We start from the raw sequence: 20,423 nt of genomic DNA on the forward strand, positions 1-20,423 counted from the left end.
ATGCCATCGACCGAACTGCTCATCGCGTTTTTCGCCACCACGGCGATCTTCGCCTACATTCCCGGCCCGGCCATGCTCTACGCAGCCGCGCAGACGATGGCGCGCGGCCGCTGGTCCGGCCTGACGGCGGCACTTGGCATTCATCTGGGCGGCTATGTGCATGTCTTCGCCGCCGCCGCCGGCCTGTCGGTGCTGTTTCACGCGGTGCCGACGCTCTACATGGCGGTCAAGCTGGTCGGCGCGCTCTACCTGATCTGGCTCGGCGTTTCGCTGTTCCGCAAGCGCGTGGAGGGCGATGCGGCGCTGCCCTCGATCGAGCGGAAGTCCGCCCGCCGTGCCTTTTTCGAGAGCATCACCGTCGAGGTGCTCAATCCCAAGACTGCGATCTTCTTCATGGCGTTCCTGCCGCAGTTCATCGACGCCTCGGCGGCATTCCCGGTCTGGCTGCAATTCGTGGTGTTGGGCACTATCGTCAATCTGATGTTCTCTTCGGCCGACGTCGTCGGCGTGTTCCTGGCGGGTGCCGTGATCGGCCGTTTGCGGCGCTCGAGCCGCGCACAGCGCCTGATGCAGAGGGCCGGCGGCGCGGTTCTGGTCGGGTTGGGTGTCCATGTCGCCTTGCAGAAGAGCTGACCGCCCGGGCCATCGCGGCCATGGCCTGCCGTTGCGCTGCGCGGAATTGCGGTATATCGGCTTCGCCATGAACGATCGGGCCCGTCAATTGATGATACCCAGCAAGATTGAAATCGGCCTTTCCACGCGTTGCCAGTGACATGATCAAGCACAATCCGCCTTCTCCCGAACCCCTGCACCGCGCCATTGCGCGATTCGGCCAGGCCACCGTGCTGGTGGTCGGCGACTTCATCCTCGACCGTTTCGTCAATGGTGTCATCGAGCGGATCTCGCCGGAAGCGCCGATCCCGGTGCTGCACGGGCGCGGTGAGACCTCGACGATGGGTGGTGCCGGCAATGTCGTCGCCAACATCGTCTCGCTCGGCGCATCTGCCATTCCAGTGTCGGTGATCGGCACCGACGCCGCCGGCGACAATCTCGTGCGCATGCTGCACGAACTCGGCGCCGACACGGCGGGCCTGGCGCAGGAGCGTGGCCGCTTGACCTCGTCGAAGAGCCGCTTCAGCGCTCTCAACCAGCAGGTGCTGCGCTTCGACGAGGAGGAGATCAAGCCGCTCGGCGTCGCGGAGCGGGCGAGCCTGATCCGGCATTTCCGCGACGCGCTGACGCGCGCCGACATCGTCATACTGTCCGACTACGGCAAGGGCACATTGCTCGACGGCGTCGCCGGCGACCTGATCGCCATCTGCCGCGAGGCGGGAAAGCCGGTGCTGGTCGACCCGAAGGGCCGCGACTATGCGCGCTATGCCGGAGCGACCGCCATCACCCCCAACCGCAAGGAGCTTGGCGAAGCTGTCGGCCATGCGGTGTTCGCCGATGAGGAGATCGTGGCGGCGGCACGCCAGTTGATTTCGGCGCATGGCTTCGACTTCGTCGTGGCAACGCGCAGCGAAAAGGGCATGAGCGTGGTCGGCCCGACCGAGGCGCGCCACATCGCCACCCAGGCGCGCGAAGTGTTCGACGTTTCGGGCGCCGGCGACACAGTGATCGCGAGCTTCGCGCTGGCGCTGGCCGCCGGTGCCGATCCTGTTGCCGCGGCCTCGATCGCCAACGCCGCCGGCGGCGTCGTGGTGGGCAAGCGCGGCACCGCGCGGCTGACGGTCGAGGAGCTCACCGGCGCGCTGTTCCGTTCGCATGGACCGACCGCCCACAAGGACGCCATCCTCGATGCGACGTCGGCCGCGCGCATGGTGGCGGCGTGGAAGGAAGAAGGACTGAGCGTCGGCTTCACCAATGGCTGTTTCGACATACTGCATGCCGGTCATGTCAGTCTGCTGCACGCGGCGCGCAGCCAGTGCGACCGGCTGGTGCTCGGCCTCAACAGCGATGCCTCGGTGCGGCGGCTGAAGGGTGCCGGGCGGCCGGTCAACGACCAGCATGACCGCGCCTGCGTGCTCGCCGCCCTTGCCTCGGTCGATGCGGTCGTGGTGTTCGAGGAGGATACGCCGCTGGCGCTGATCGGAGCGCTGCTGCCCGACATACTGGTCAAGGGCGCCGACTACACGATCGACACCGTGGTCGGTGCCGATGTGGTGCAGAAGGCGGGCGGGCGCGTCGTGCTGGTCGATCTCGTCGCCGGCAAAAGCACCACCAGCACCATTGGCAAATTGCGTGCCGGCGGCACCACAAGCTGAGGAATTCATGTCTGACTTGAACGACTACCTGGTCCGCTCGGCGGCCGCGATTTCCGCCATGGTCGAGCGCGACCTGACCAGCGAGATGGAGCGGGCGGCGAGCGCCGTCGTGACGGCACTTTCGTCGGGCAAGGCCTTGCTGATCTGCGGCAATGGCGGTTCCGCCAGCGATGCCATTCACATCGCCGGCGAGCTGGTCGGCCGCTTCCTGAAGGAGCGCAAGGCCTACAATGTCATCGCGCTGCCGGCCAATGCCGCGGTGCTGACCGCCTGGGGCAATGATTACGGCTTCGACACGGTGTTTTCGCGCCAGGTCGAGGCGCATGGCTCGGCGGGCGGCGTCCTGCTGGCAATCTCGACCAGTGGCAATTCGCCGAGCATCCTCGCCGCCGCCGCACAGGCGCGGATGATGGACATGACGGTGATCAGCCTGACCGGCGACACCGGCGGCAAGCTCAAGCCGCTGTCCGACATCCTGCTCAACGTGCCCTCGACCTCGACGCCGATCATCCAGCAGGGGCATCTGTGCCTCTATCATCATCTGTGCGAAGTGGTCGAAGCGCGTCTCAGCAATGGCTGACCGGACGCTGTCGTGAAGTCCGGACCCTATCCGCTCCAGGAGCCCGGACTGTGGGTCGAGCGGATCGGCGCCAGGATTTTTCCGGCCGGCACTCCGGCGCTGTTCCTCGATCGCGACGGCACCATCAATGTCGATACCGACTATCCCGATGATCCGGCCGAAATTGTGCTGCGCGAGGATATCGCCGCGGCGATCGGTGTCGCCAATCAGGCCAACATTCCCGTCATCATCGTCACCAACCAATCGGGCATCGCGCGCGGCTATTTCGGCTGGAGCGAGTTCGCCGCGGTCAACGGCCGCGTGCTCGACCTGCTCGCCGCCGACAACGCGTCCGTCGACATGGTCCTGGCCTGCGCCTATCACGAGGCGGGCGAGGGGCCGCTTGCGATCGCCGACCATCCGATGCGCAAGCCCAATCCAGGCATGCTGCTGGAGGCGGGCAGACGTCTCGGGCTCGATCTACGACGTTCGCTGATCGTCGGCGACAAGCAGGCGGACATGGAGGCGGGACAGCGCGCCGGCCTCTCGCAGGGCTGGCTGGTCGACGGCGAAGCGGCCGTTCAATCCGGCTTCGCGGTCAGGCCCTGGTGCTACCGCGAGGATTTCGGCGGCCTGCTCGCCGCAATAGCGGCACTGGGCGCCGTGTCAGGCGAGTCGTGACCGCTCAAGTCCGGATCGTTGTCTCGCGAAGCTTCATAAAGCTTGGCCTCGGTGGCGAACGAATACACCATCACCATCATCGAATAGACGAAGCCATGCCGGCCGCACAGGAAGTAGCGCTTGGCCACGTAGAACTTCAGGAAGTTGCCGAGCGGTGACAGGACCAGCCTTATCAGGCCAGGCTTCTGGCCTCTCTCGACCAGCGTGGCAACCTTGAGGCTGGAGTAGGTGTTGGCCCTTGCCAGGTCCTCCGCGACAGTCACTTCGCGACGATGCAACAGCACGCCACTTTCAAGCGTGTTGGTTTCGCCCGGCACCTCGAACGATTCATGGACCCGCAAGTTGATGTCCATGGTGGCCTTGTCACGGCGGAAAAGACGCAGCAGGCGGTTGTGCAGCACCCAGCGGTGTGCATAGCCATAGCCCTTCAACTTGTCGCGACGCCTTACGTACCATCCGTCGAAGACGTCATTTTGGGGCTGCGTCACGGTCATGATCGACTGCCTGAGCAGGTCGTCGACGGCCTCATCGGCTTCGATCGAAAGACACCATGGCTGCGTAGCCTGATCGAGCGCGAATTTCCGCTGACGTGGAAACCCCGGCCAGTCGTTGTGGAATAGCCTGATCGGGTAGCCCTTGGCGATGAACTCCTGAATGATGTCCAGGGTGTTATCGGTCGAACCCGAATCGACGACGACGATCTCGGCGCAGAAGTCGACGCTTTCCAGGCACGGCCCGATCATCTTGGCTTCGTTCATGCAGATGACAAGCGCCGAAACCGGGCTAGAAAATCGAGTCATAGTCCCATCCACGGCACACTGCTCTCGGAATTTAAGCTGCTTGCGCCATCTGCTTTTACGCAATTCCGGACGGCCACGGCAGAACGATCAGGCTTTCTACACCAGAGCCCATCGAATGCCAAAGCGGCTCTGATATGGCAAAGCCCGCAGCCCGCATCGGCCAGGCACGATGTGGGGCTGCCGTCGACCGGCCTCAAGGCTGTGCAAACGAGACCAGCCCTTCGTCCTTGACCCGGCGGATGGTGAGCGCGGTGCGCACCGTGTCGACGTTCGGGGTCGACGTCAGCTCCTCGATGACGAAGGTCTGGAAGGCGCCGAGGTCGCTCGCCACGCAATGCAGCAGGAAATCGGATTCTCCCGACACCATCCAGGCGTCGCGCACGATCGGCCAGCTGCGGGTGCGTTCGGCAAAGGTGCGCAGCTCGGCGTCGGCCTGGTGATGCAGGCCGATCAGGCAGAAGGCGACGACATCGAGGCCAAGCGCCGGCGCGTTGAGCAGGGCGCGGTAGCCGCGGATGATGCCGGCTTCCTCCAACCGCTTGACGCGGCGCAGACAAGGCGGCGCCGAAATGCCGACGCGGTTCGACAGTTCGACATTGGTCATGCGCCCATCGGCCTGAAGTTCGCGCAGGATCTTCCAGTCGATGGCGTCGAGATCGGCCTTGAGCGGCATGAGGGCTCTCGATAAGTCAGGGGCAATACGCAAGAATCTTGCGTGATTTTGTAATTAAACGACTTCGCTGTCCATTCCATCCCTTGCTCGAAATATTTCGGAGGGGCAAAGCAGGGACAGGGTGCGACAAAGCTTTCCGGGGACGAACGCCAACCTGCCTTGCTGGCGTCGTGGGCAACACTTACATTACGCGCGATATCGACGAGTTTTCCATGCCGCAATTGCCGGCAGCCCTCCGCAGAGGCTTCCATATGACCACCAAGCACGCGCCCGTTCTCATCATCGGTTCCGGCCCCGCCGGCTACACGGCGGCGATCTACGCCGCCCGCGCCATGCTGAAGCCGATGCTGGTCGCCGGCCTGCAGCAGGGTGGCCAGCTGATGATCACCACCGACGTCGAGAACTATCCCGGCTTTGCCGATCCGATCCAGGGTCCGTGGCTGATGGAGCAGATGCTGAAGCAGGCCGAACATGTCGGCACCGACATCATCAACGACATCATCACCGAGGTCGACCTCAATGTGAGGCCGTTCCGCGCCAAGGGCGATTCCGGCACCACCTACACCGCCGACGCGCTGATCATCGCAACCGGTGCGCAAGCCAAATGGCTGGGCATTCCGACTGAACAGACATTCATGGGCTTCGGCGTGTCGGCCTGCGCCACCTGCGACGGTTTCTTCTATCGCGGCAAGGATGTCGCGGTGATCGGCGGCGGCAATTCGGCGGTGGAAGAGGCGCTCTATCTGTCGAACCTCGCCAAGAGCGTGACAGTCATCCACAGGCGCAACGATTTCCGCGCCGAGCGCATCCTCCGCGAGCGGCTGCTGAAGAAGGACAATGTCCGCGTCATCTGGGACACGATCGTGGACGAGATCACCGGTCGTCCCGGCAAGACGCCACTGCCGCCTTCGGTCGAGGGGCTGAAGCTGCGCAATGCGGTGACCGGCCAGGAAACGCATCTCAAGGTCGACGGCGTGTTCGTGGCGATCGGCCACGCGCCGGCGGTCGAGCTGTTTGCCGGCAAGCTAAAGCAGAAGCCGAACGGCTATCTGTGGACGGCGCCCGATTCGACCCGCACCGACGTGCCCGGCGTGTTCGCGGCGGGCGACGTGACCGACGACATCTACCGCCAGGCGGTGACGGCGGCGGGGCTCGGCTGCATGGCAGCGCTCGAGGCGGAAAAGTATCTGGCCGGTATCGAAGTGCACCGCGAAGCGGCGGAGTAAAGAGTTCAGAAAGCGGCTTAGAAACGCCGTGTAAAAGCCTGATTTTTCATTCAGACGCCAAAAACAGAACGAGGGGTATCATGGCGTTGGACTGGGACAAGCTACGCGTGTTTCACGCTGCGGCAGAGGCGGGGTCGTTTACCCACGCGGCCGAGACATTGCATCTGTCGCAATCGGCGATCTCGCGGCAGGTCAGCGCGCTCGAGCATGATGTCGGCGTGCCGCTGTTCAACCGCCACGCCCGCGGTCTCGTGCTGACCGAGCAGGGCGAAATGCTGTTCCGCACGGCGCATGACGTGCTGATGAAGCTCGAGACCATCAAGTCGCGGCTGACCGAGACCAAGGATCGCCCCTCCGGCGTGCTCCGTGTGACGACCACCGTCGGGCTGGGCGCCGGCTGGCTGACCGAGCGCGTGCAGGAGTTCATCGAGCTCTACCCCGAAATCAGCCTGCAGCTGATCCTCGCCAACGAGGAGCTCGACCTCACCATGCGCCAAGCCGATTGCGCCATCCGGCTGCGCCAGCCGCAGCAGCCGGACCTGATCCAGCGCCGCCTGTTCACCGTGCACTTCCACCTCTATGCCTCACCCACCTACGTCGCCAAGCACGGCAAGCCGGCTTCGGTGGCCGAGCTGAAGAGCCATCGCATCGTCACCTTCGGCGTGCCGGTGCCGTCGCATCTGTCGGAGCTGAACTGGCTGGAAACGGTTGGCGATTTCGAAGGCGGACAAAGGGTGCCGACGCTGCAGATCAACGACATATTGTCGATCAAGCGTGCGGTGCAAGGTGGTGCCGGCATCGCCATGCTGCCCGACTATGTGATCAGCAAGGACTCCGACCTGGTGCAATTGCTGCCCGAGACCGAGGTGCCGTCCTTCGACACCTATTTCGCCTATCCCGATGCGATGAAGAACCAGGCCAAGCTGCATGTGTTCCGCGATTTCATCATTGCCAAGGCCCGTAGCTGGTCCTTCTGAGGTCATGTCGATCGGCTCGGCCTGACCTCAATCTCAACGTATCCTGAGGCCGCTCGTTTCTTCGGCTCAGCCACGCCAGCGTGTCAGCCGCGGCAGCCAGCCGGGCACGTTTTGGCGGTAGGTCTCGTATTGCGCGCCGTAGCGTCGGGCCAATGTCGGCTCCTCGTAGACCCTGACGAACGACACCATGGCGATCGCGCCGATGACGGCGTAGGCGGCAAGCGTCCAGCTCGAGAACAGCAGCGCCTGACCGAGGATGATCGACAGCACCGCGACATACATCGGGTTGCGGACATGGCGGTAAATGCCGCCGATCACCAGTCTCTCGGTCGGCGCGACCGGAGCGGGCGTGCCCAGGCCCTCGAGCGCAAAGCAGGCGAAGGCATGCAGCAGCGCAGCGATCGCGGCAACGATCAGGAGGCCGCCGACAGGGACAAAGCCCGGCAGACTCGACCATGGCAAGCCCCAACGATCGGTCAACAGCCAGGGCACGAGCCCGGCAACCACGCCGGGTGCGGCGACGAAGAATGCCGCGCTGCCGGCAATCGCCGAAACCGTACGCATTGGATGCTTCCCCTTGACTGCCTGAGAAATGAACGCGTGCTGCCTGCTTCCAAGTCATCACGCGATTTTGACATTTCAGACCAGAAACCGATCGTGATTGGCGATTCTGTAGTGTGAATCGGGGCACCTAGCGCTCGTTTTCGGTGATTTTGCTGGTCCTATTGGTCTCGGATACGGGTTAGACCACAGCCTGCGTCTTTTTGCATGCGTGTGTTGCAAAATAGATGCTTGTTTCTTGGGCATGATGAGCACATATATAGATCATCTCCTGGGCGCGTTCTCCTCCCATTAGCGCCCTCGAGTGTTCCCCTCTGGAGGTTAGCCTTAACAGGCACTTCCAATCAAACTCAGCCGGATCTTCGTTGATCCGGCTTTTTTGTTGCCGGAGCCCTGCCTGGGCAACTCAAAAATTTGTCAGAATTTCCGCGTAACAGTGTCATGTAACCTCAGGTAACATGACACGGACGCCCAACACCTGCTATGCAGACCATAGGACGCGGTGTGGTCGTGCGGGAGATGGGGGCATCACTCGGACGGCCCGGGCTCAGGCGGCTACCGCGTCCGAACCATTTCTGCCGCCGAAGCTCGGCGGCGCCAGATGCGGCGGACCTGCCGTTTTTACCTCCCAAGGAAACGGTCCGCAATAAAACGACGTCCGGTCCCGCCGGGCGTCGTTTTCATTTTGGCCCCTCGAACCGAGGTTCGAGGGGCGTTGGCACCGCGACGGAATCAAGCAGCCTTGCCGTTGGCGTTCATCGCCTCATCAGCGAGACGGCCGGTGAGTTCGGCCATGTGGTCGAAGACGGCGCGATAGCTGGCGACGCCCGCGGTCGCTGAGCGCAATTCGATGATCAGATCGCCGATCTCGGCCTGCGGCATGGTTGCCTCGACGACATCCCATCCCGGCCAGTCAGGCCGCGCGTCGTAGCCGAGGATCTGGCCGCGCCGCTGCGGGATGAGCGCGATGATCTTCGAGGTCGCGTCGGACGGCGTGACGATCTCGACCTTCATCACCGGTTCCAGAAGCACCGGCGAGCAGGCGGCCATGCCTTCCTTCATCGCCAGCCTGGCCGCCATCTGGAAGGCCATGTCGGAGGAATCGACCGCGTGGTAGGAGCCGTCCGAAAGATTGACCGCGACATCGACGACGGGAAAGCCGAGCGGGCCGGACTTCAGATAGTCGCGCACGCCAGTCTCGACCGACTGGATGTAGGTCTTCGGCACGACGCCGCCGGTAATGGTGTCGGTGAACTGGAAGCCCGTGCCGCGCGGCAGCGGCTTGATCTCGATCACCACGTCGCCGAACTGGCCATGGCCACCGGACTGTTTCTTGTGACGGCCACGCTGCTGCGCCGATTTGCGGATCGTCTCGCGATAGGGCACCGCCGGAGCATGGCCTTCGACCGGGATCTGGTTCTTGCCCTCCAGCCGCTCGCGCACGACGCGCAGATGCATTTCGCCATGGCCTGACAGCACGGTCTCGGCCGAGTCCTGATTGTGGCGCAGGCTGAGCGAGGGGTCTTCCTCCGCCAGCCGCTGGATGGCGGCCGACATCTTCACCTCGTCCTTGCGCTCCTTGGGGCGCAGGGCGAATGCGAAGACCGGCTGCGGCGGCTCGAATTCGAACAGCTGTTTGGTACCGCCCTTGGCCGAGGTCAGAGTCTGACCGGTCTTGACCTCGTCCAGCTTGCCCAGCGCCACGGTGTCGCCGGCCTTGGCGATGGTAAGCTTGACCTGGTCTTTGCCGAGCATTCGGTAGATGCCGGAAACTTTCGCCGTGTCGCCGCCGGGCAGCCAGAGTTCGGAGCCGTCGACGACCTGGCCGGATAGGATGCGCGACACCGACAGCTTGCCGCCATGCGGCGTATGGATTGTCTTCATCACCTGAGCCACCGTTGCCGCGCCATCAGGCGCGCCGAGTCGTTTGCGGGTCGCCTCGATGTCGGGTGCGTCGTGACGGATCGCCTTCAAGAGGCGCAGCACGCCGTTGCCTTTCTCGGCGGTGCCGATCAGCACCGGCGTTACCGCGCCATCGCGCAGATCGGCGGCGAGGTCGTCGAAGACGGCGTCCTTGGGCGGCTCGATCTCCTCGAGCAGCTGTTCCATCAGCTGGTCATCATGGTCGGCCAGCGTCTCCAGCATCGAGAAGCGCGCCTCCAGTTCGCGCGCCTTGTCGTCGCCGGGTATCTCAGCCACCTCGCTCTCGGCATATTCGCGATAGATGTAGGCGCGCTCCAGCGCGAGATCGATCGAGCCGATGACGACGCCGTCCTTGCGCAGCGGAATCTGGCGCAGCAGCAACGGCACCGAGCTTGCCGGCTGCAGCATCTTCAGCGTGTCGCGCACGCCGGCGATTGCCTTGTCGACCTTGTTGAGGAACAGGATACGCGGCACGCCGAGATCGTCGAGCTTGCGCATGATCAGCTGCAGGGCAGGGATCTTCTTTTCGTCGGCCTCGGCAACGACCACCGCGAGGTCGCATGCGGCCAGCACCGGTTCGGCCTCGAAGGAGAATTCGATGGAGCCGGGACAATCGACGAAGGTAATCTGCTCGCCCATGAATTCGGTGGTGGCGATCGTCGCCTCGACGCTCATGGCGTGGGCGCGCGCCTCCGGCGAATAATCTGAAACGGTGTTGCCCGATGAGACGGGATTTTGTCGGGGGATGGAGCCCGTGCGGGCCAATATGGCTTCGAGAAGTGTCGTCTTACCGCTTGCGAAGGGACCGACTATGGCAATGCATTTCGGTCCCGTGCGTCGTCCTCCGGCGCGAGTACCCATGACTGACCTCCACTCAGGCGTTTCCCGTAGGACCGACTGGCATGCATGGTTCAGGCGTGGTCGATCGGTCCTGAGCGGCGGCCGGCCTGTTCGACCGTCGCGGGCGGGGTTCTTTTGGTTTCGCCACCTGCCCAAAGCCATCGTCCCACTTGTTTGCCGGCAGAGCAAGAAAAATAGAGCCTGGCGTTACGCCGCGGGCGGCCGGAAAAAACCTGGAACCGATTGCCGCCAGCGGCCATGGCCAGGGTGAGAAAACGGGTCTTGCGGCGGCGGGCGAAACGGCCGGTTGCGCCAGGGGTGATATCGGCCGAGAATGCGTTTCGCCTCAAATGCGGTTTTGCCTCAAGGTCGGGCGGTGTTTGTTGCCGATCGCTTCACCAGTTCCAGGATCACCACCATGAAGATCATTGCCTGCGGCAGCGTGCCGACCATCGCAGCGCCGGAAAAGTACTTCACCGGCCGCGTGCTGCAGACGCCGATCATCGAGAAGGAGGCGCCGGCGCGGCTGCGGGCCACGCTGGTCAGCTTCGAGCCGGGCGCGCGCACCCACTGGCACACGCATCCGCTCGGCCAAACACTCTATGTCACCTCAGGCGCCGGCCTTGCCCAGACATGGGGCGAGCCGGTCCAAGAAATCAGGGCCGGCGATGTCATTTCCTTTGCGCCTGGCGAAAAGCACTGGCACGGCGCGGCGCCGAAATCGACGATGACGCATATTGCCATGCAAGAGGCGCTGGACGGCGTCCACGCCGACTGGCTGGAGGAGGTGACGCCAGCGCAATATGGCGGCTGAGTGCCAAGCCGGTGAGGAATTCGGGAATTCTAGTCAAGCCCGAGGCGCTTTCGGCCAGCGAGGCGAAGCAGAAGTCGCTGGCAACAAAAAACCCGGCGGTGAAGCCGGGTTTTCACTTTCAAGACTGGCTGATCAGGTCAGCGATGCCGCAAAGCGCTGGATGCGGGTGCAGGCTTCCTCAAGCAGCGTCTCCGAAGTGGCGTAGGAGATGCGGAAGTTCGGACCAAGGCCGAAAGCCGAGCCGAACACCACCGCGACTCCTTCGGCCTCGAGCAGTTCCGAGCAGAAGGTTTCGTCGGTGTCGATCACCTTGCCGGCCTTGGTCTTCTTGCCGATCAGCTGGGCGCAGGACGGATAGACATAGAAGGCGCCTTCCGGCGATGGGCAGGTTATACCGCGCGCCTGGTTGAGCATCGACACGACGAGGTCACGCCGGCCCTGGAAGATCGCCTTGTTCCTGGCGATAAAGTCCTGCGGGCCATTGAGCGCCTCGACCGACGCCCATTGGGCGATGGTGCAGGCGCCCGATGTCTGCTGGCCCTGGATCATGTCCATCGCCTTGATCAGCTGGACGGGGCCTGCAGCATAGCCAATGCGCCAGCCGGTCATGGCATAGGCTTTCGACACGCCGTTCATGGTCAGCGTGCGCTCGTAGAGCTTCGGTTCGACCTCGGCGATGGTCTTGAAGACGAAGTCGCCATAGGTCAGGTGCTCATACATGTCGTCGGTCAGCGTCCAGACATGAGGGTGCTTCAACAGCACGTCGGCCAGCGCGCGCAGTTCGGCCTCGGTGTAGGCAGCACCCGACGGGTTCGACGGCGAGTTCATCAGCAGCCATTTTGTGCGCGGCGTGATCGCCTTTTCCAGCACAGCGGCGGTCAGCTTAAAGCCGTTGTCGATGGACGTATCGGCAAACACCGACGTGCCGCCGCAGATCGCCACCATCTCGGGATAACTGACCCAGTAGGGACGCGGGATGATGACCTCGTCGCCGGGGTTCAGTGTCGCCATGAAGGCGTTGAACAGGATCTGCTTTCCGCCGGTGCCGACAATGGTCTGCTCGGGCTTGTAGTCGAGGTTGTTCTCGCGCTTGAACTTTTTCGCGATTGCCTCGCGCAGCGGCACGATGCCCGAAACCGGTGGATACTTGGTTTCGCCACGGCGGATCGCCTCGATCGCCGCATTCTTGATGTTGTCGGGCGTGTCGAAATCAGGCTCGCCGGCGCCGAGGCCGATGATGTCACGGCCGGCATTTTTCAACTCGCGCGCTTTCTGCGTCACCGCGATGGTGGCGGAAGGCTTTACGCGGGAAAGGGTGTCGGCAAGAAAGGCCATGACCTTGAACTCTCCATAGAGGATCGGCACGGCCAGGAACGGCCGCGGCGCTTCTCATGTCGCATGATGTCGCGCAGTGCAAGCATTGTCGGCTGATCCAGATCTCAAGGACCCGTGATCGGCAACAATAAATTCATTAACGAGCGGTAGACGCTTGCGTGGCAGGATCGCACACCAATCCGCCAGTTTCGCGGAGCGAGGAACCGTGTCGCGCAGCATCGGGCTTGCCCACATCATCCGCCAGGACGACGGCACCTCCACCGGTGTCTGGGGCATCTACACGCTGCAAAGCGCCTTCCAGCCGATCTTTGCCTTCAACGAAGGCAAGCTGTCGGTGGCCGCGTTCGAAGGGCTGATCCGGCCGTTCCGCGATGGCGAGCCGCAATCGCCGATGAGCTTTTTCAGCACCTGCCCGGCCGCCGATCGCCTGCATATCGAGGCGCTGACAAGGACGCTGCACCTTCTGAACGCCGGCGCCTGCCTGCCGCAGGAGGCGGCGATCTTCGTCAATTTCGACCCGTCGGTGTTCACCGAGCGGATCGTTGCCGACAATGCCTTGCGCGAAATGCGGCTGGTGCTGCATGAGGCTGGTATCGATCCAGGCCGGGTGGTCTGCGAAGTGACCGAGCAGCGGTCGGCGTCGCAGGAAACCCTGCACAGCTTCGTCGCCGCGCTGAGGGGCAACGGCTTTCGCATCGCCGTCGACGATTACGGCGCCGACGATTCCGACATCAACCGCATCAGGGAGCTGAAGCCCGACATCGTCAAGTTCGACGCCTACTGGATCACGCAGCTGATGGAGTCCGGGGCCGGTTTCGCGCTGCTGACCACCATGGTCAAAAGCTTCGAGGAGCAAGGCATCCGCACGGTGTTCGAGGGCATCGAGGAGGGCTGGCAACTGGAACTCGCCGAGAAATCGGGAGCGTCGATGGTGCAGGGTTTCGTGCTGGCGCGGCCCGAGCTGGCGCCGACCAGCTTTCGCGTCTTCGGCAAAACCACGCAGCACCCCACCGCCGCGGTCGTTGGAGCCGCGCCTGTCCAACCGGCTCCACCGCAAGCAACGCGGCGGGGGGCGAAAGCCTTCGGGCGCAGGGTGACGCCATGAGGCCCGAGCGGCGGCGCAATGTCGGCGATGCGATCTTTGCCGACGAGGTCGGCATCGAGTATGGCATCCATGGCGAGTTCCGGCTGCGCAGCGCCTATCAGCCGATTTTTGCACCGCAAGGCCGCTTCCTTCACGCCGTCGCGGTCGAAGCGCTGATCGAGCCGCACCGTGCCGGCCGCCCCAGTGCGCCGAAGGTGTTTTTCGAAAGCATTGCCGCCTCCGACCGGCTGTTTGTCGAGACAATGTGCCGGGCGCTGCACCTCAGGAATTTTCACAACATCGGCGTCGACGGGCTCGATCTGTTCTTCAATTACAATCCGCTGATCAACGACCATCCCGGGCGGGCGCTGGCCGAGATCCGGCTGATGACCCGGCATCTCGGCGAGTTCGGCCTCGCGCCAGCCATGCTGGTCTGCGAAATCACCGAACAGGCGGCCGACGACGCGCTTCTCACCAGGCTGGTGCGCGAAATGCGCCGCGACGGCATGCGCGTTGCCATCGACGATTTCGGCACCGGCCACTCGACCGCGGAGCGGGTCAGCCTGCTCCATCCCGACATCGTCAAGATCGACGGCACCTGGTTCGCCGAGTTCTGCCGCCATGCCGCCGCCGAGCGGTTCTTCCGCCCGCTGGTTTCGACCTTGCACGACCGCGGTGCCAAGGTGCTGGTCGAAGGCATCGAGCAGCCCACCCATCTGCGCGTTGCGCTCGAAGGCGGCGTCGACCTGCTGCAGGGTTTTCTTCTCGCCCGGCCGGCACTTGCTGGCACCATCTTCGACGAAAAGCCGCTCGCCATCGACACGCTGCTGGGCAGGGATAGCAAGGTGGTGCCGCTGTTCGGCTAGGGCGCGTCGATATTCAGATGAGGCCTGCGAATGGCGGATTCCTGCGCTTCCGGTGCTCACGTACTTTAAGTACGCTCCGCTCCGGTTCTCGGAATCCACAATTCTCGGCTCCGGCCTGACCTGAATCTCAACACGCCCTTGAGCGGCCTGCAAAGTTCATCACATCAGCGGCGCTGATGGTCGTGCCAAAACAAATCATTGGTTGCGGCTGGAGTCGCTGCGATAATCGCGCCGGCAGAGGCAGCGCTTCGAGGACTGACAATGATCCTTTACGGCATGATCGACAGCGGCAATTGCTACAAGCCGCGCCTGCTGATGGCCAAGCTTGGGCTCACCTTCACCAATGTCGAGGTGAGTTCGCACACCGGCGACACCCGCAAGCCCGACTATGTCGCCAAGAACCCGAACGCCATGGTGCCGCTGCTCGAACTCGACGATGGCCGGCGGCTGGCCGAATCCAACGCCATCCTGCTCTATCTCGCCGAAGGCACGCGCTTCCTGCCGGCGGACAAATATGAGCGGGGGCTGGCCTATCAATGGCTGTTCTTCGAGCAATATAGCCACGAGCCCTACATCGCCGTGCGCAAGGCGCTGCTGACCTTTCCCGAACGCGCCAGGGATGCGACGCCGGAGCGGCTGGCGGTGACGCTGGAGCGCGGCAACAAGGCGCTCGGCGTGATGAACAAGCATCTGGAAAACAGTGCCTTCTTTGCCGGCGACGCGCTCAGCGTCGCTGACATCGCGCTCTATGCCTATACGCACACGGCGGAGCAGGGCGGCTTCCAACTCGACGCCTATCCAGCGGTCGCGGGCTGGCTGAAGAGGGTTGAGGCGGATCCGGGGCACGTGCCGATGGAATGGCTGGGCTAACTCGGCGATTGGCCAAAAAACTTCGGCGAAAGCATCCTTCTCCCGTCCCTATGGGGAGAAGATGGCGGCAGCCAGATCAGGGGCAGCGCCAGCCTTTTTCACAATTGGGTTTGGCGGCGGGCAGCCTTGAGGCCGCACTGCCCGTCATCGCCCTGCCGGGCGTTCGTCGTTCGAAAGCCAAGCAATTGGCTTTTCGTCCGCTGCGCGGACCACTCCTCACCCCAGACAAACAAAAAGGCGGGATAAATCCCGCCTTCCCATTTTCGGTAGCCTGATCGGGAGCGTCTGGTCCGGGCTGGCAGCTATCTGCTGATCCAGCTTGTCGGGTCTTTCCGCTCCGGCGCGCTTCTCGCGCGACTGTCAGTACATCCGTGACTTGCCGCGCGCCCCGGGCTCTCGCCCGGCGCGCGCCATTCGCAAAATCAGGCTGCCTTGCTCAGAGATCCAGCGGACGACTTGCCAGTGCGGCGGTCCTGCTCGATCTCGAAGTTGATCTTCTGGCCTTCGACCAGGGTCGACAGTCCAGCACGCTCGACAGCGGAGATGTGGACGAAAACGTCCGCGCCGCCCGCGTCAGGCTGGATGAAGCCGAAGCCCTTGGTGGCGTTGAACCACTTGACCGTTCCAGTTGCCATTTAGATAGTCCTTCACATTTGCTTTAGATTGACCGGACCGAGGTCCAGCCGGTGTGTATCGAGATTTTGGAGATAGACGTCAGCAAACGCGAATATCGCGAGGCCCGGATCGATCGGCCGAAATATCAATGGGACGCATATAGTCTGCTTTCGCACGAAAAACAAGACTGCGTGAGAAAGCCGTGATCAAAAGGCCGCCCAATGGCCGCCCCAATCGCGTGAGAGCGTCGCAACAGGATCGGGCCCTCGCGCGCTCCATCCGCTCGCTTGGGAGAGGGGAGAGGATCATGAAAACCATTCTACTTGCCGCCTGCCTGACGCTGGTGGCCGCCGAGGCGCAGGCGATCTCGCGCTACGATCCGACGCATATGAGCTGCGGCAAGGTCCAGTCGACGATCGCGCGCCATGGCGCCGTCATCCTGCGCTACCAGTCGACCCGGGTGCCGGGCCTGCCGCTTTACGACCGCTATGTGCAAAGCCAGCAATTCTGTACCATGGGCGAGGTGAGGACACGCGCCTACGTGCCGAGCGCCGACACGAAGTCCTGTCCGGTCTACAACTGCAAGCGGCCGGACAATGATCGGCATTTCCGCCGGCGGTTCTTCCACAACAACTAGAGCCATTCCAGGAAAAGTGTGAAGCGGGTTTCCGTCCGGTGCGCCTCGTTCAAAACCCGAAGGAAACCTGCGCCGGCGGTGGCGGACCGACGCGCACCCCTTCCATGGCCAGCATCTTCTCCTTGGTGTTCGAGCCGCCGGGTGCCGAGAAGCCGCCGATCTTGCCGCCGGCGGCAAGAATGCGATGGCAAGGGATGACCAGCGGCACCGGATTGGCGCCAAGGGCAGCACCGGTTTCGCGCGGCAGACCGCCATGGCCGGCGCGTTTGGCCAACTCGCCATAGGTGGTGGTTTCGCCATAGCCCAGCTTTCGCGCCGCGTCGTAGATGGCGAGGCGGAAGTCGTCGACGCCGTCGAGATCGACCGGCACGCCGGTGAAGTCGACGTCCTCGCCGGCCGTATAGGCCTTGATCGCGGCGATCAGCTCGACGACCCATGGCGGCTGCGCTGTGGAGGCGGAAACGCCGCCATGGCGCAGCAGGCGCCGCTCGACCGCATCGCGGCTGCTTTCGGGCAGGCAGAGCCGGATCAGGCCCTTTTCACTCCAGGCGATGCCCATGAAACCGATCACTGTTTCTAACACTGTGTGGCCGGCTGTGATCGAAGGTGTCGTTTCCATGATGCGCTCCTTTCCGCAAAGTGGCGAAAACCGGGACTCGACCCGGTACATATCCAGAACAATATGGCATCAGGCCTCAAGTCCCGCCACCCGAAAACCACCTGATGGCCCCGATTGCCGGTCATGAATCGCTGGTGTAAGGGATTTCTTAACAACCGGACAAATCGGACCCGAGCGCGGCTTGCCAGCAAAACACACTCTTATCGCGATCGGCGTGATCCTGGCCGCCGCCAGCGTCAGTGGTTGCACGTCGACCTCGCAGATGAAGTCCGCGCCTGCCCTGACCGAAACCGCGACCGCCGCCGGCGCTGATGCCGGCTTCACCATACCGCTGCCTGAGACGGTTTCGGTGCTACCAGAATCGTCGGGGATCGCACCTGCTCAGACGGCTGAATTGACGCCCGGCCCGACCACGCCGGCACTCGATCCCGCCGTCCAGCCGGCTGCAGCGACCGCGGCCTTTGCCGGATCGACCCCGGCAGCGCCGGCAGTGCCCGCCGTCATGACCGCCAATGCCTGGCAGGCGCCCCCGCCGGCGAATGCGAGTGAGCCGATCAAGGCGGCCGAGACCTATACGACCGCCAGGCTCATCATGCCGGCGACCGCCAAGGGCGACCGGAAAGTCGTGCCCGATGTGCAGCAGGTCGCCTATGTCGTGCCGCAGAATCCGGCTGCCCTTGTCCAGTTCCCCATGGCGCCCGTGCAAGAAGAGCACGCGCCGGGCGTTCGCGGCGATGTCGAGCGGCTGATCGAGAAATATGCCGCACTCTACCAGGTGCCGGTCGACCTGGTACGTCATGTCGTCAACCGCGAGAGCACCTTCAACCCGAAAGCCTACAACAACGGCCACTGGGGCCTGATGCAGATCAAGCACGCGACGGCGCGCGGCATGGGCTATGACGGACCGGCCAGGGGCCTGTTCGACGCCGAGACCAATTTGAAATACGCGGTCAAATATCTGCGCGGCGCATGGCTTGTGGCCGGCGGCAACGCCAAGCGCGCCGACTGGCTCTATCAGACCGGCTATTATTTCGACGCCAAGCGCAAGGGCCTGCTCGAAGCGACCGGCCTCGGCCACGACCGCCAGCGCCGCCTGCAGCCCGACGCCTGAGCGCGATGCCTGAACCGCGCCCGCCGGCTCTGAACGACATCCGGCTGCGCAAGATCCTCGACGAGACCTTGGTTCTTCCGCACTGGCCGGAGGGGTTTGTCATGCGCTGCTTCGAGCCCGGTGACGCGTCGGCGCTGCATGCGCTTTTGACCGAAGTGTTCGACGACGGCGCCGATGGCCCGTTCGAGGACTGGTGGCCGCGTATATCAGGCGATCCTGAATTCGATCCGGCGCTCTGTTTCCTCGTCATCGACGTCAAGGGCCGGCTTGCCGCAGCGGCGCTGTGCTGGACCTCGGCCTTCGTCAAGGACCTCGCGGTCCACCCCGAGGCGCGGGGCAAGGGCATTGCCGAGGCGCTGATGTGGCACGCCTTCAGCGCCTTTCGCGATCGCGGCGCTGATTATGTCGACCTCAAGACCAACACGGTCGAGAACCCTGCCGCCGTCCGGCTCTACGAGCGGCTGGGGATGAAGCCTGTGGCCTGGGAAGGCTAGGCTGCGTGGGTCGGCTGATCGCCGGTCATGCCGATCATCAGGAATGGAATGGCTTGCGTTGGGAACCCAAAGCGCCGCTCCGCATTCAATGCAGGGTGGGGTCTGACAAGCTGCCGGCGCGTGGGAAGTCTCCCGTTGCCAGTTGCAAAGGGAGATCCACCGCCATGAAGCTTTTTCACGCATTCCTGGCGCTTTCGGTTGCCGCCATGCTGGCTGGCACGCAGGCGCGGGCTGCCGACCTGTCGATCGTGTCGGGGGACACCGGCAACGGCATCAAGGTGCTTCGCGAGATCCTCGACCGCTACGAGAAGGAGAGCGGCAACAAGGTCACCATCGTCGTCATGCCGCCGTCGACGACGGACCAGTTCGGCCAGTACAGGCTGTGGCTTGCCGCCGGAAACAGCGACATCGACGTCTACCAGACCGATGTCATATGGGCGCCGCAGCTCGCCAGCCAACTCGTCGACCTGACCGCAGCAACCAAGGACATCGTCGGCGCGCATTTCCCGTCGATCATCCAGTCGCAGACCGTCAACGGCAAGCTCGTCGCCTTGCCGATCTTCACCGATGCGCCGGCGCTCTATTACCGCAAGGATCTCCTCGACAAATACGGCGCCAAGGTGCCAGCCACCTGGAAGGAGCTGGCCGACACCGCCAAGCTGGTGATGGACAAGGAGCGTGCGGCGGGCAACCAGGATATCTGGGGCTTCGTCTTTCAGGGCAACGCCTATGAGGGACTGACCTGCGACGCGCTCGAATGGGTGGTGTCGAATGGCGGCGGCCAGATCATCGAACCGGACGGCACCATCTCCATCAACAATCCGCAAGCGGCGGCCGCGCTCGACATGGCCAAGGGATGGGTTGGAACCATTTCGCCTCCCGGCGTACTCGCTTACCAGGAAGAGGAATCGCGCGGAGTCTGGCAGACCGGCAACGCGGTCTTTATGCGCAACTGGCCCTATGCCTATGCGCTCGGCAACGGCGAAGGCTCGCCGATCAAGGGCAAGTTCGACGTGGCGCCTCTGCCTGCGGGCATGGGCGAAGGCGCCCGGCCGACCGCGACACTGGGCGGCTGGAACCTTGCGGTGTCTAAATATTCGAAGAACCCGGAAGCGGCGATCGAGTTGGTCAAGTTCATCGCCTCGCCCGAGATGCAGAAGTACCGGACGCTGAAGACGTCCAACCTGCCGACCATCCAGGCGCTCTATGACGATGCCGACATCGCCCGGGAACAGCCGATCATTCCGCGCTGGAAGCAGGTCTTCCTCAACGCGGTGCCGCGCCCGTCGGCCGCGGTCAAGATCAAGTACAACGAGGCGTCGAGCCAGTTCTGGAACGCCGTCCACAAGACCATGTCGGGGGAAGGCAGCGCCGCCGACAATCTGGCCGATCTCGAAGTTTCGCTGACCAAGCTGAAGGGCAGCGCCTGGTGACTCTACAGCGGCCAAGCCGGCCGAGCCATCCAAGCCAG

The 20,423-nt window shown here is 63.6% G+C and carries 21 protein-coding genes; 14 read left to right on the top strand and 7 right to left on the bottom strand.

The genetic code is table 11. The features are described from left to right. From AC1D10_RS08015 to AC1D10_RS08030, 4 genes are all read left to right on the top strand, one after another. Complete coding sequence (locus AC1D10_RS08015) at positions 1 to 633, top strand: LysE family translocator (protein ID WP_477270372.1); 633 nt, start codon at positions 1 to 3, stop codon at positions 631 to 633. 140 nt (positions 634 to 773) lie between these two features. Beyond that, positions 774 to 2,267: a D-glycero-beta-D-manno-heptose-7-phosphate kinase gene (gene rfaE1 / locus AC1D10_RS08020; protein ID WP_477270374.1), complete on the top strand. Its 1,494-nt coding sequence runs from the start codon at positions 774 to 776 to the stop codon at positions 2,265 to 2,267. A gap of 7 nt (positions 2,268 to 2,274) precedes the next feature. Beyond that, positions 2,275 to 2,847, top strand: coding sequence for a D-sedoheptulose-7-phosphate isomerase (locus AC1D10_RS08025; RefSeq protein WP_477270376.1), 573 nt, complete (start codon positions 2,275 to 2,277; stop codon positions 2,845 to 2,847). A 12-nt stretch (positions 2,848 to 2,859) separates the two neighbouring features. Further along, on the top strand, positions 2,860 to 3,507 hold the full coding sequence (locus AC1D10_RS08030; RefSeq protein WP_477270378.1) for a D-glycero-alpha-D-manno-heptose-1,7-bisphosphate 7-phosphatase: 648 nt from the start codon (positions 2,860 to 2,862) through the stop codon (positions 3,505 to 3,507). Here the strand turns inward: AC1D10_RS08030 and AC1D10_RS08035 are convergent. After that, a complete protein-coding gene (locus tag AC1D10_RS08035; RefSeq protein ID WP_477270380.1) occupies positions 3,438 to 4,307 on the bottom strand; it encodes a glycosyltransferase family 2 protein in 870 nt (289 codons plus the stop codon). The two genes, AC1D10_RS08030 and AC1D10_RS08035, sit on opposite strands and share 70 nt — an antisense overlap. A gap of 193 nt (positions 4,308 to 4,500) precedes the next feature. Continuing rightward, the gene (locus AC1D10_RS08040; RefSeq protein ID WP_477270382.1) at positions 4,501 to 4,980 is read right to left on the bottom strand and encodes an Lrp/AsnC family transcriptional regulator; all 480 of its coding nucleotides are present in this window, start codon (positions 4,978 to 4,980) and stop codon (positions 4,501 to 4,503) included. Between the two features lie 251 nt (positions 4,981 to 5,231). Between AC1D10_RS08040 and trxB the strand changes: the two genes are divergently transcribed. Together trxB and AC1D10_RS08050 are read left to right on the top strand one after the other, a co-directional pair. Next, positions 5,232 to 6,206 carry a thioredoxin-disulfide reductase gene (gene trxB / locus AC1D10_RS08045; RefSeq protein WP_477270384.1) on the top strand — a complete coding sequence of 325 codons (975 nt, stop codon included), beginning with the start codon at positions 5,232 to 5,234 and terminating at the stop codon, positions 6,204 to 6,206. Between the two features lie 80 nt (positions 6,207 to 6,286). Next, complete coding sequence (locus tag AC1D10_RS08050; protein WP_379100701.1) at positions 6,287 to 7,183, top strand: LysR family transcriptional regulator; 897 nt, start codon at positions 6,287 to 6,289, stop codon at positions 7,181 to 7,183. Positions 7,184 to 7,249: 66 nt separating this feature from the next. Here the strand turns inward: AC1D10_RS08050 and AC1D10_RS08055 are convergent, their stop codons facing one another. Next, positions 7,250 to 7,747, bottom strand: coding sequence for a methyltransferase family protein (locus tag AC1D10_RS08055; RefSeq protein ID WP_477270386.1), 498 nt, complete (start codon positions 7,745 to 7,747; stop codon positions 7,250 to 7,252). A gap of 729 nt (positions 7,748 to 8,476) precedes the next feature. After that, positions 8,477 to 10,528 (bottom strand): elongation factor G, encoded by a 2,052-nt coding sequence (locus AC1D10_RS08060; protein ID WP_477270388.1) that lies wholly within the window; start codon positions 10,526 to 10,528, stop codon positions 8,477 to 8,479. 397 nt (positions 10,529 to 10,925) lie between these two features. Between AC1D10_RS08060 and AC1D10_RS08065 the strand changes: the two genes are divergently transcribed. Beyond that, positions 10,926 to 11,321, top strand: coding sequence for a (R)-mandelonitrile lyase (locus tag AC1D10_RS08065; RefSeq protein ID WP_477270390.1), 396 nt, complete (start codon positions 10,926 to 10,928; stop codon positions 11,319 to 11,321). Between the two features lie 132 nt (positions 11,322 to 11,453). Here the strand turns inward: AC1D10_RS08065 and AC1D10_RS08070 are convergent, their stop codons facing one another. Continuing rightward, positions 11,454 to 12,656 (bottom strand): pyridoxal phosphate-dependent aminotransferase, encoded by a 1,203-nt coding sequence (locus AC1D10_RS08070; protein ID WP_477270392.1) that lies wholly within the window; start codon positions 12,654 to 12,656, stop codon positions 11,454 to 11,456. Positions 12,657 to 12,861: 205 nt separating this feature from the next. On the opposite strand from AC1D10_RS08070, the gene AC1D10_RS08075 reads away from it, so the two are divergent. The 3 genes from AC1D10_RS08075 (at position 12,862) to AC1D10_RS08085 (ending at position 15,476) form a co-directional block, all read left to right on the top strand. Further along, positions 12,862 to 13,761, top strand: a complete 900-nt coding sequence (locus AC1D10_RS08075; protein ID WP_477270394.1) for an EAL domain-containing protein — start codon at positions 12,862 to 12,864, stop codon at positions 13,759 to 13,761. Further along, positions 13,758 to 14,606, top strand: coding sequence for an EAL domain-containing protein (locus AC1D10_RS08080; protein WP_477270396.1), 849 nt, complete (start codon positions 13,758 to 13,760; stop codon positions 14,604 to 14,606). Before AC1D10_RS08075 ends, AC1D10_RS08080 begins: the two co-directional genes overlap by 4 nt. A gap of 261 nt (positions 14,607 to 14,867) precedes the next feature. Then, positions 14,868 to 15,476 (top strand): glutathione S-transferase family protein, encoded by a 609-nt coding sequence (locus AC1D10_RS08085; protein WP_477270398.1) that lies wholly within the window; start codon positions 14,868 to 14,870, stop codon positions 15,474 to 15,476. Positions 15,477 to 15,898: 422 nt separating this feature from the next. Here AC1D10_RS08085 and AC1D10_RS08090 read toward each other — a convergent pair whose 3' ends face one another. After that, on the bottom strand, positions 15,899 to 16,111 hold the full coding sequence (locus AC1D10_RS08090; RefSeq protein WP_010910991.1) for a cold-shock protein: 213 nt from the start codon (positions 16,109 to 16,111) through the stop codon (positions 15,899 to 15,901). Positions 16,112 to 16,398: 287 nt separating this feature from the next. Here AC1D10_RS08090 and AC1D10_RS08095 point away from each other — a divergent pair, with 287 nt between their 5' ends. Beyond that, complete coding sequence (locus tag AC1D10_RS08095; protein WP_379100676.1) at positions 16,399 to 16,728, top strand: hypothetical protein; 330 nt, start codon at positions 16,399 to 16,401, stop codon at positions 16,726 to 16,728. 49 nt (positions 16,729 to 16,777) lie between these two features. Here AC1D10_RS08095 and AC1D10_RS08100 read toward each other — a convergent pair whose 3' ends face one another. Further along, positions 16,778 to 17,347 carry a methylated-DNA--[protein]-cysteine S-methyltransferase gene (locus AC1D10_RS08100; RefSeq protein ID WP_477270401.1) on the bottom strand — a complete coding sequence of 190 codons (570 nt, stop codon included), beginning with the start codon at positions 17,345 to 17,347 and terminating at the stop codon, positions 16,778 to 16,780. A gap of 181 nt (positions 17,348 to 17,528) precedes the next feature. Between AC1D10_RS08100 and AC1D10_RS08105 the strand changes: the two genes are divergently transcribed. The 3 genes from AC1D10_RS08105 (at position 17,529) to AC1D10_RS08115 (ending at position 20,385) form a co-directional block, all read left to right on the top strand. Next, a complete protein-coding gene (locus tag AC1D10_RS08105) occupies positions 17,529 to 18,458 on the top strand; it encodes a transglycosylase SLT domain-containing protein (protein WP_477270403.1) in 930 nt (309 codons plus the stop codon). A 5-nt stretch (positions 18,459 to 18,463) separates the two neighbouring features. Then, entirely contained in the window at positions 18,464 to 18,952 is a 489-nt protein-coding gene (locus AC1D10_RS08110; RefSeq protein WP_477270405.1) for a GNAT family N-acetyltransferase, read from the top strand. A 164-nt stretch (positions 18,953 to 19,116) separates the two neighbouring features. Continuing rightward, on the top strand, positions 19,117 to 20,385 hold the full coding sequence (locus AC1D10_RS08115; RefSeq protein WP_477270407.1) for an ABC transporter substrate-binding protein: 1,269 nt from the start codon (positions 19,117 to 19,119) through the stop codon (positions 20,383 to 20,385). Positions 20,386 to 20,423: the final 38 nt, after the last annotated feature.

The sequence above is a fragment of the Mesorhizobium sp. P2_A8 genome (genome assembly GCF_056404935.1).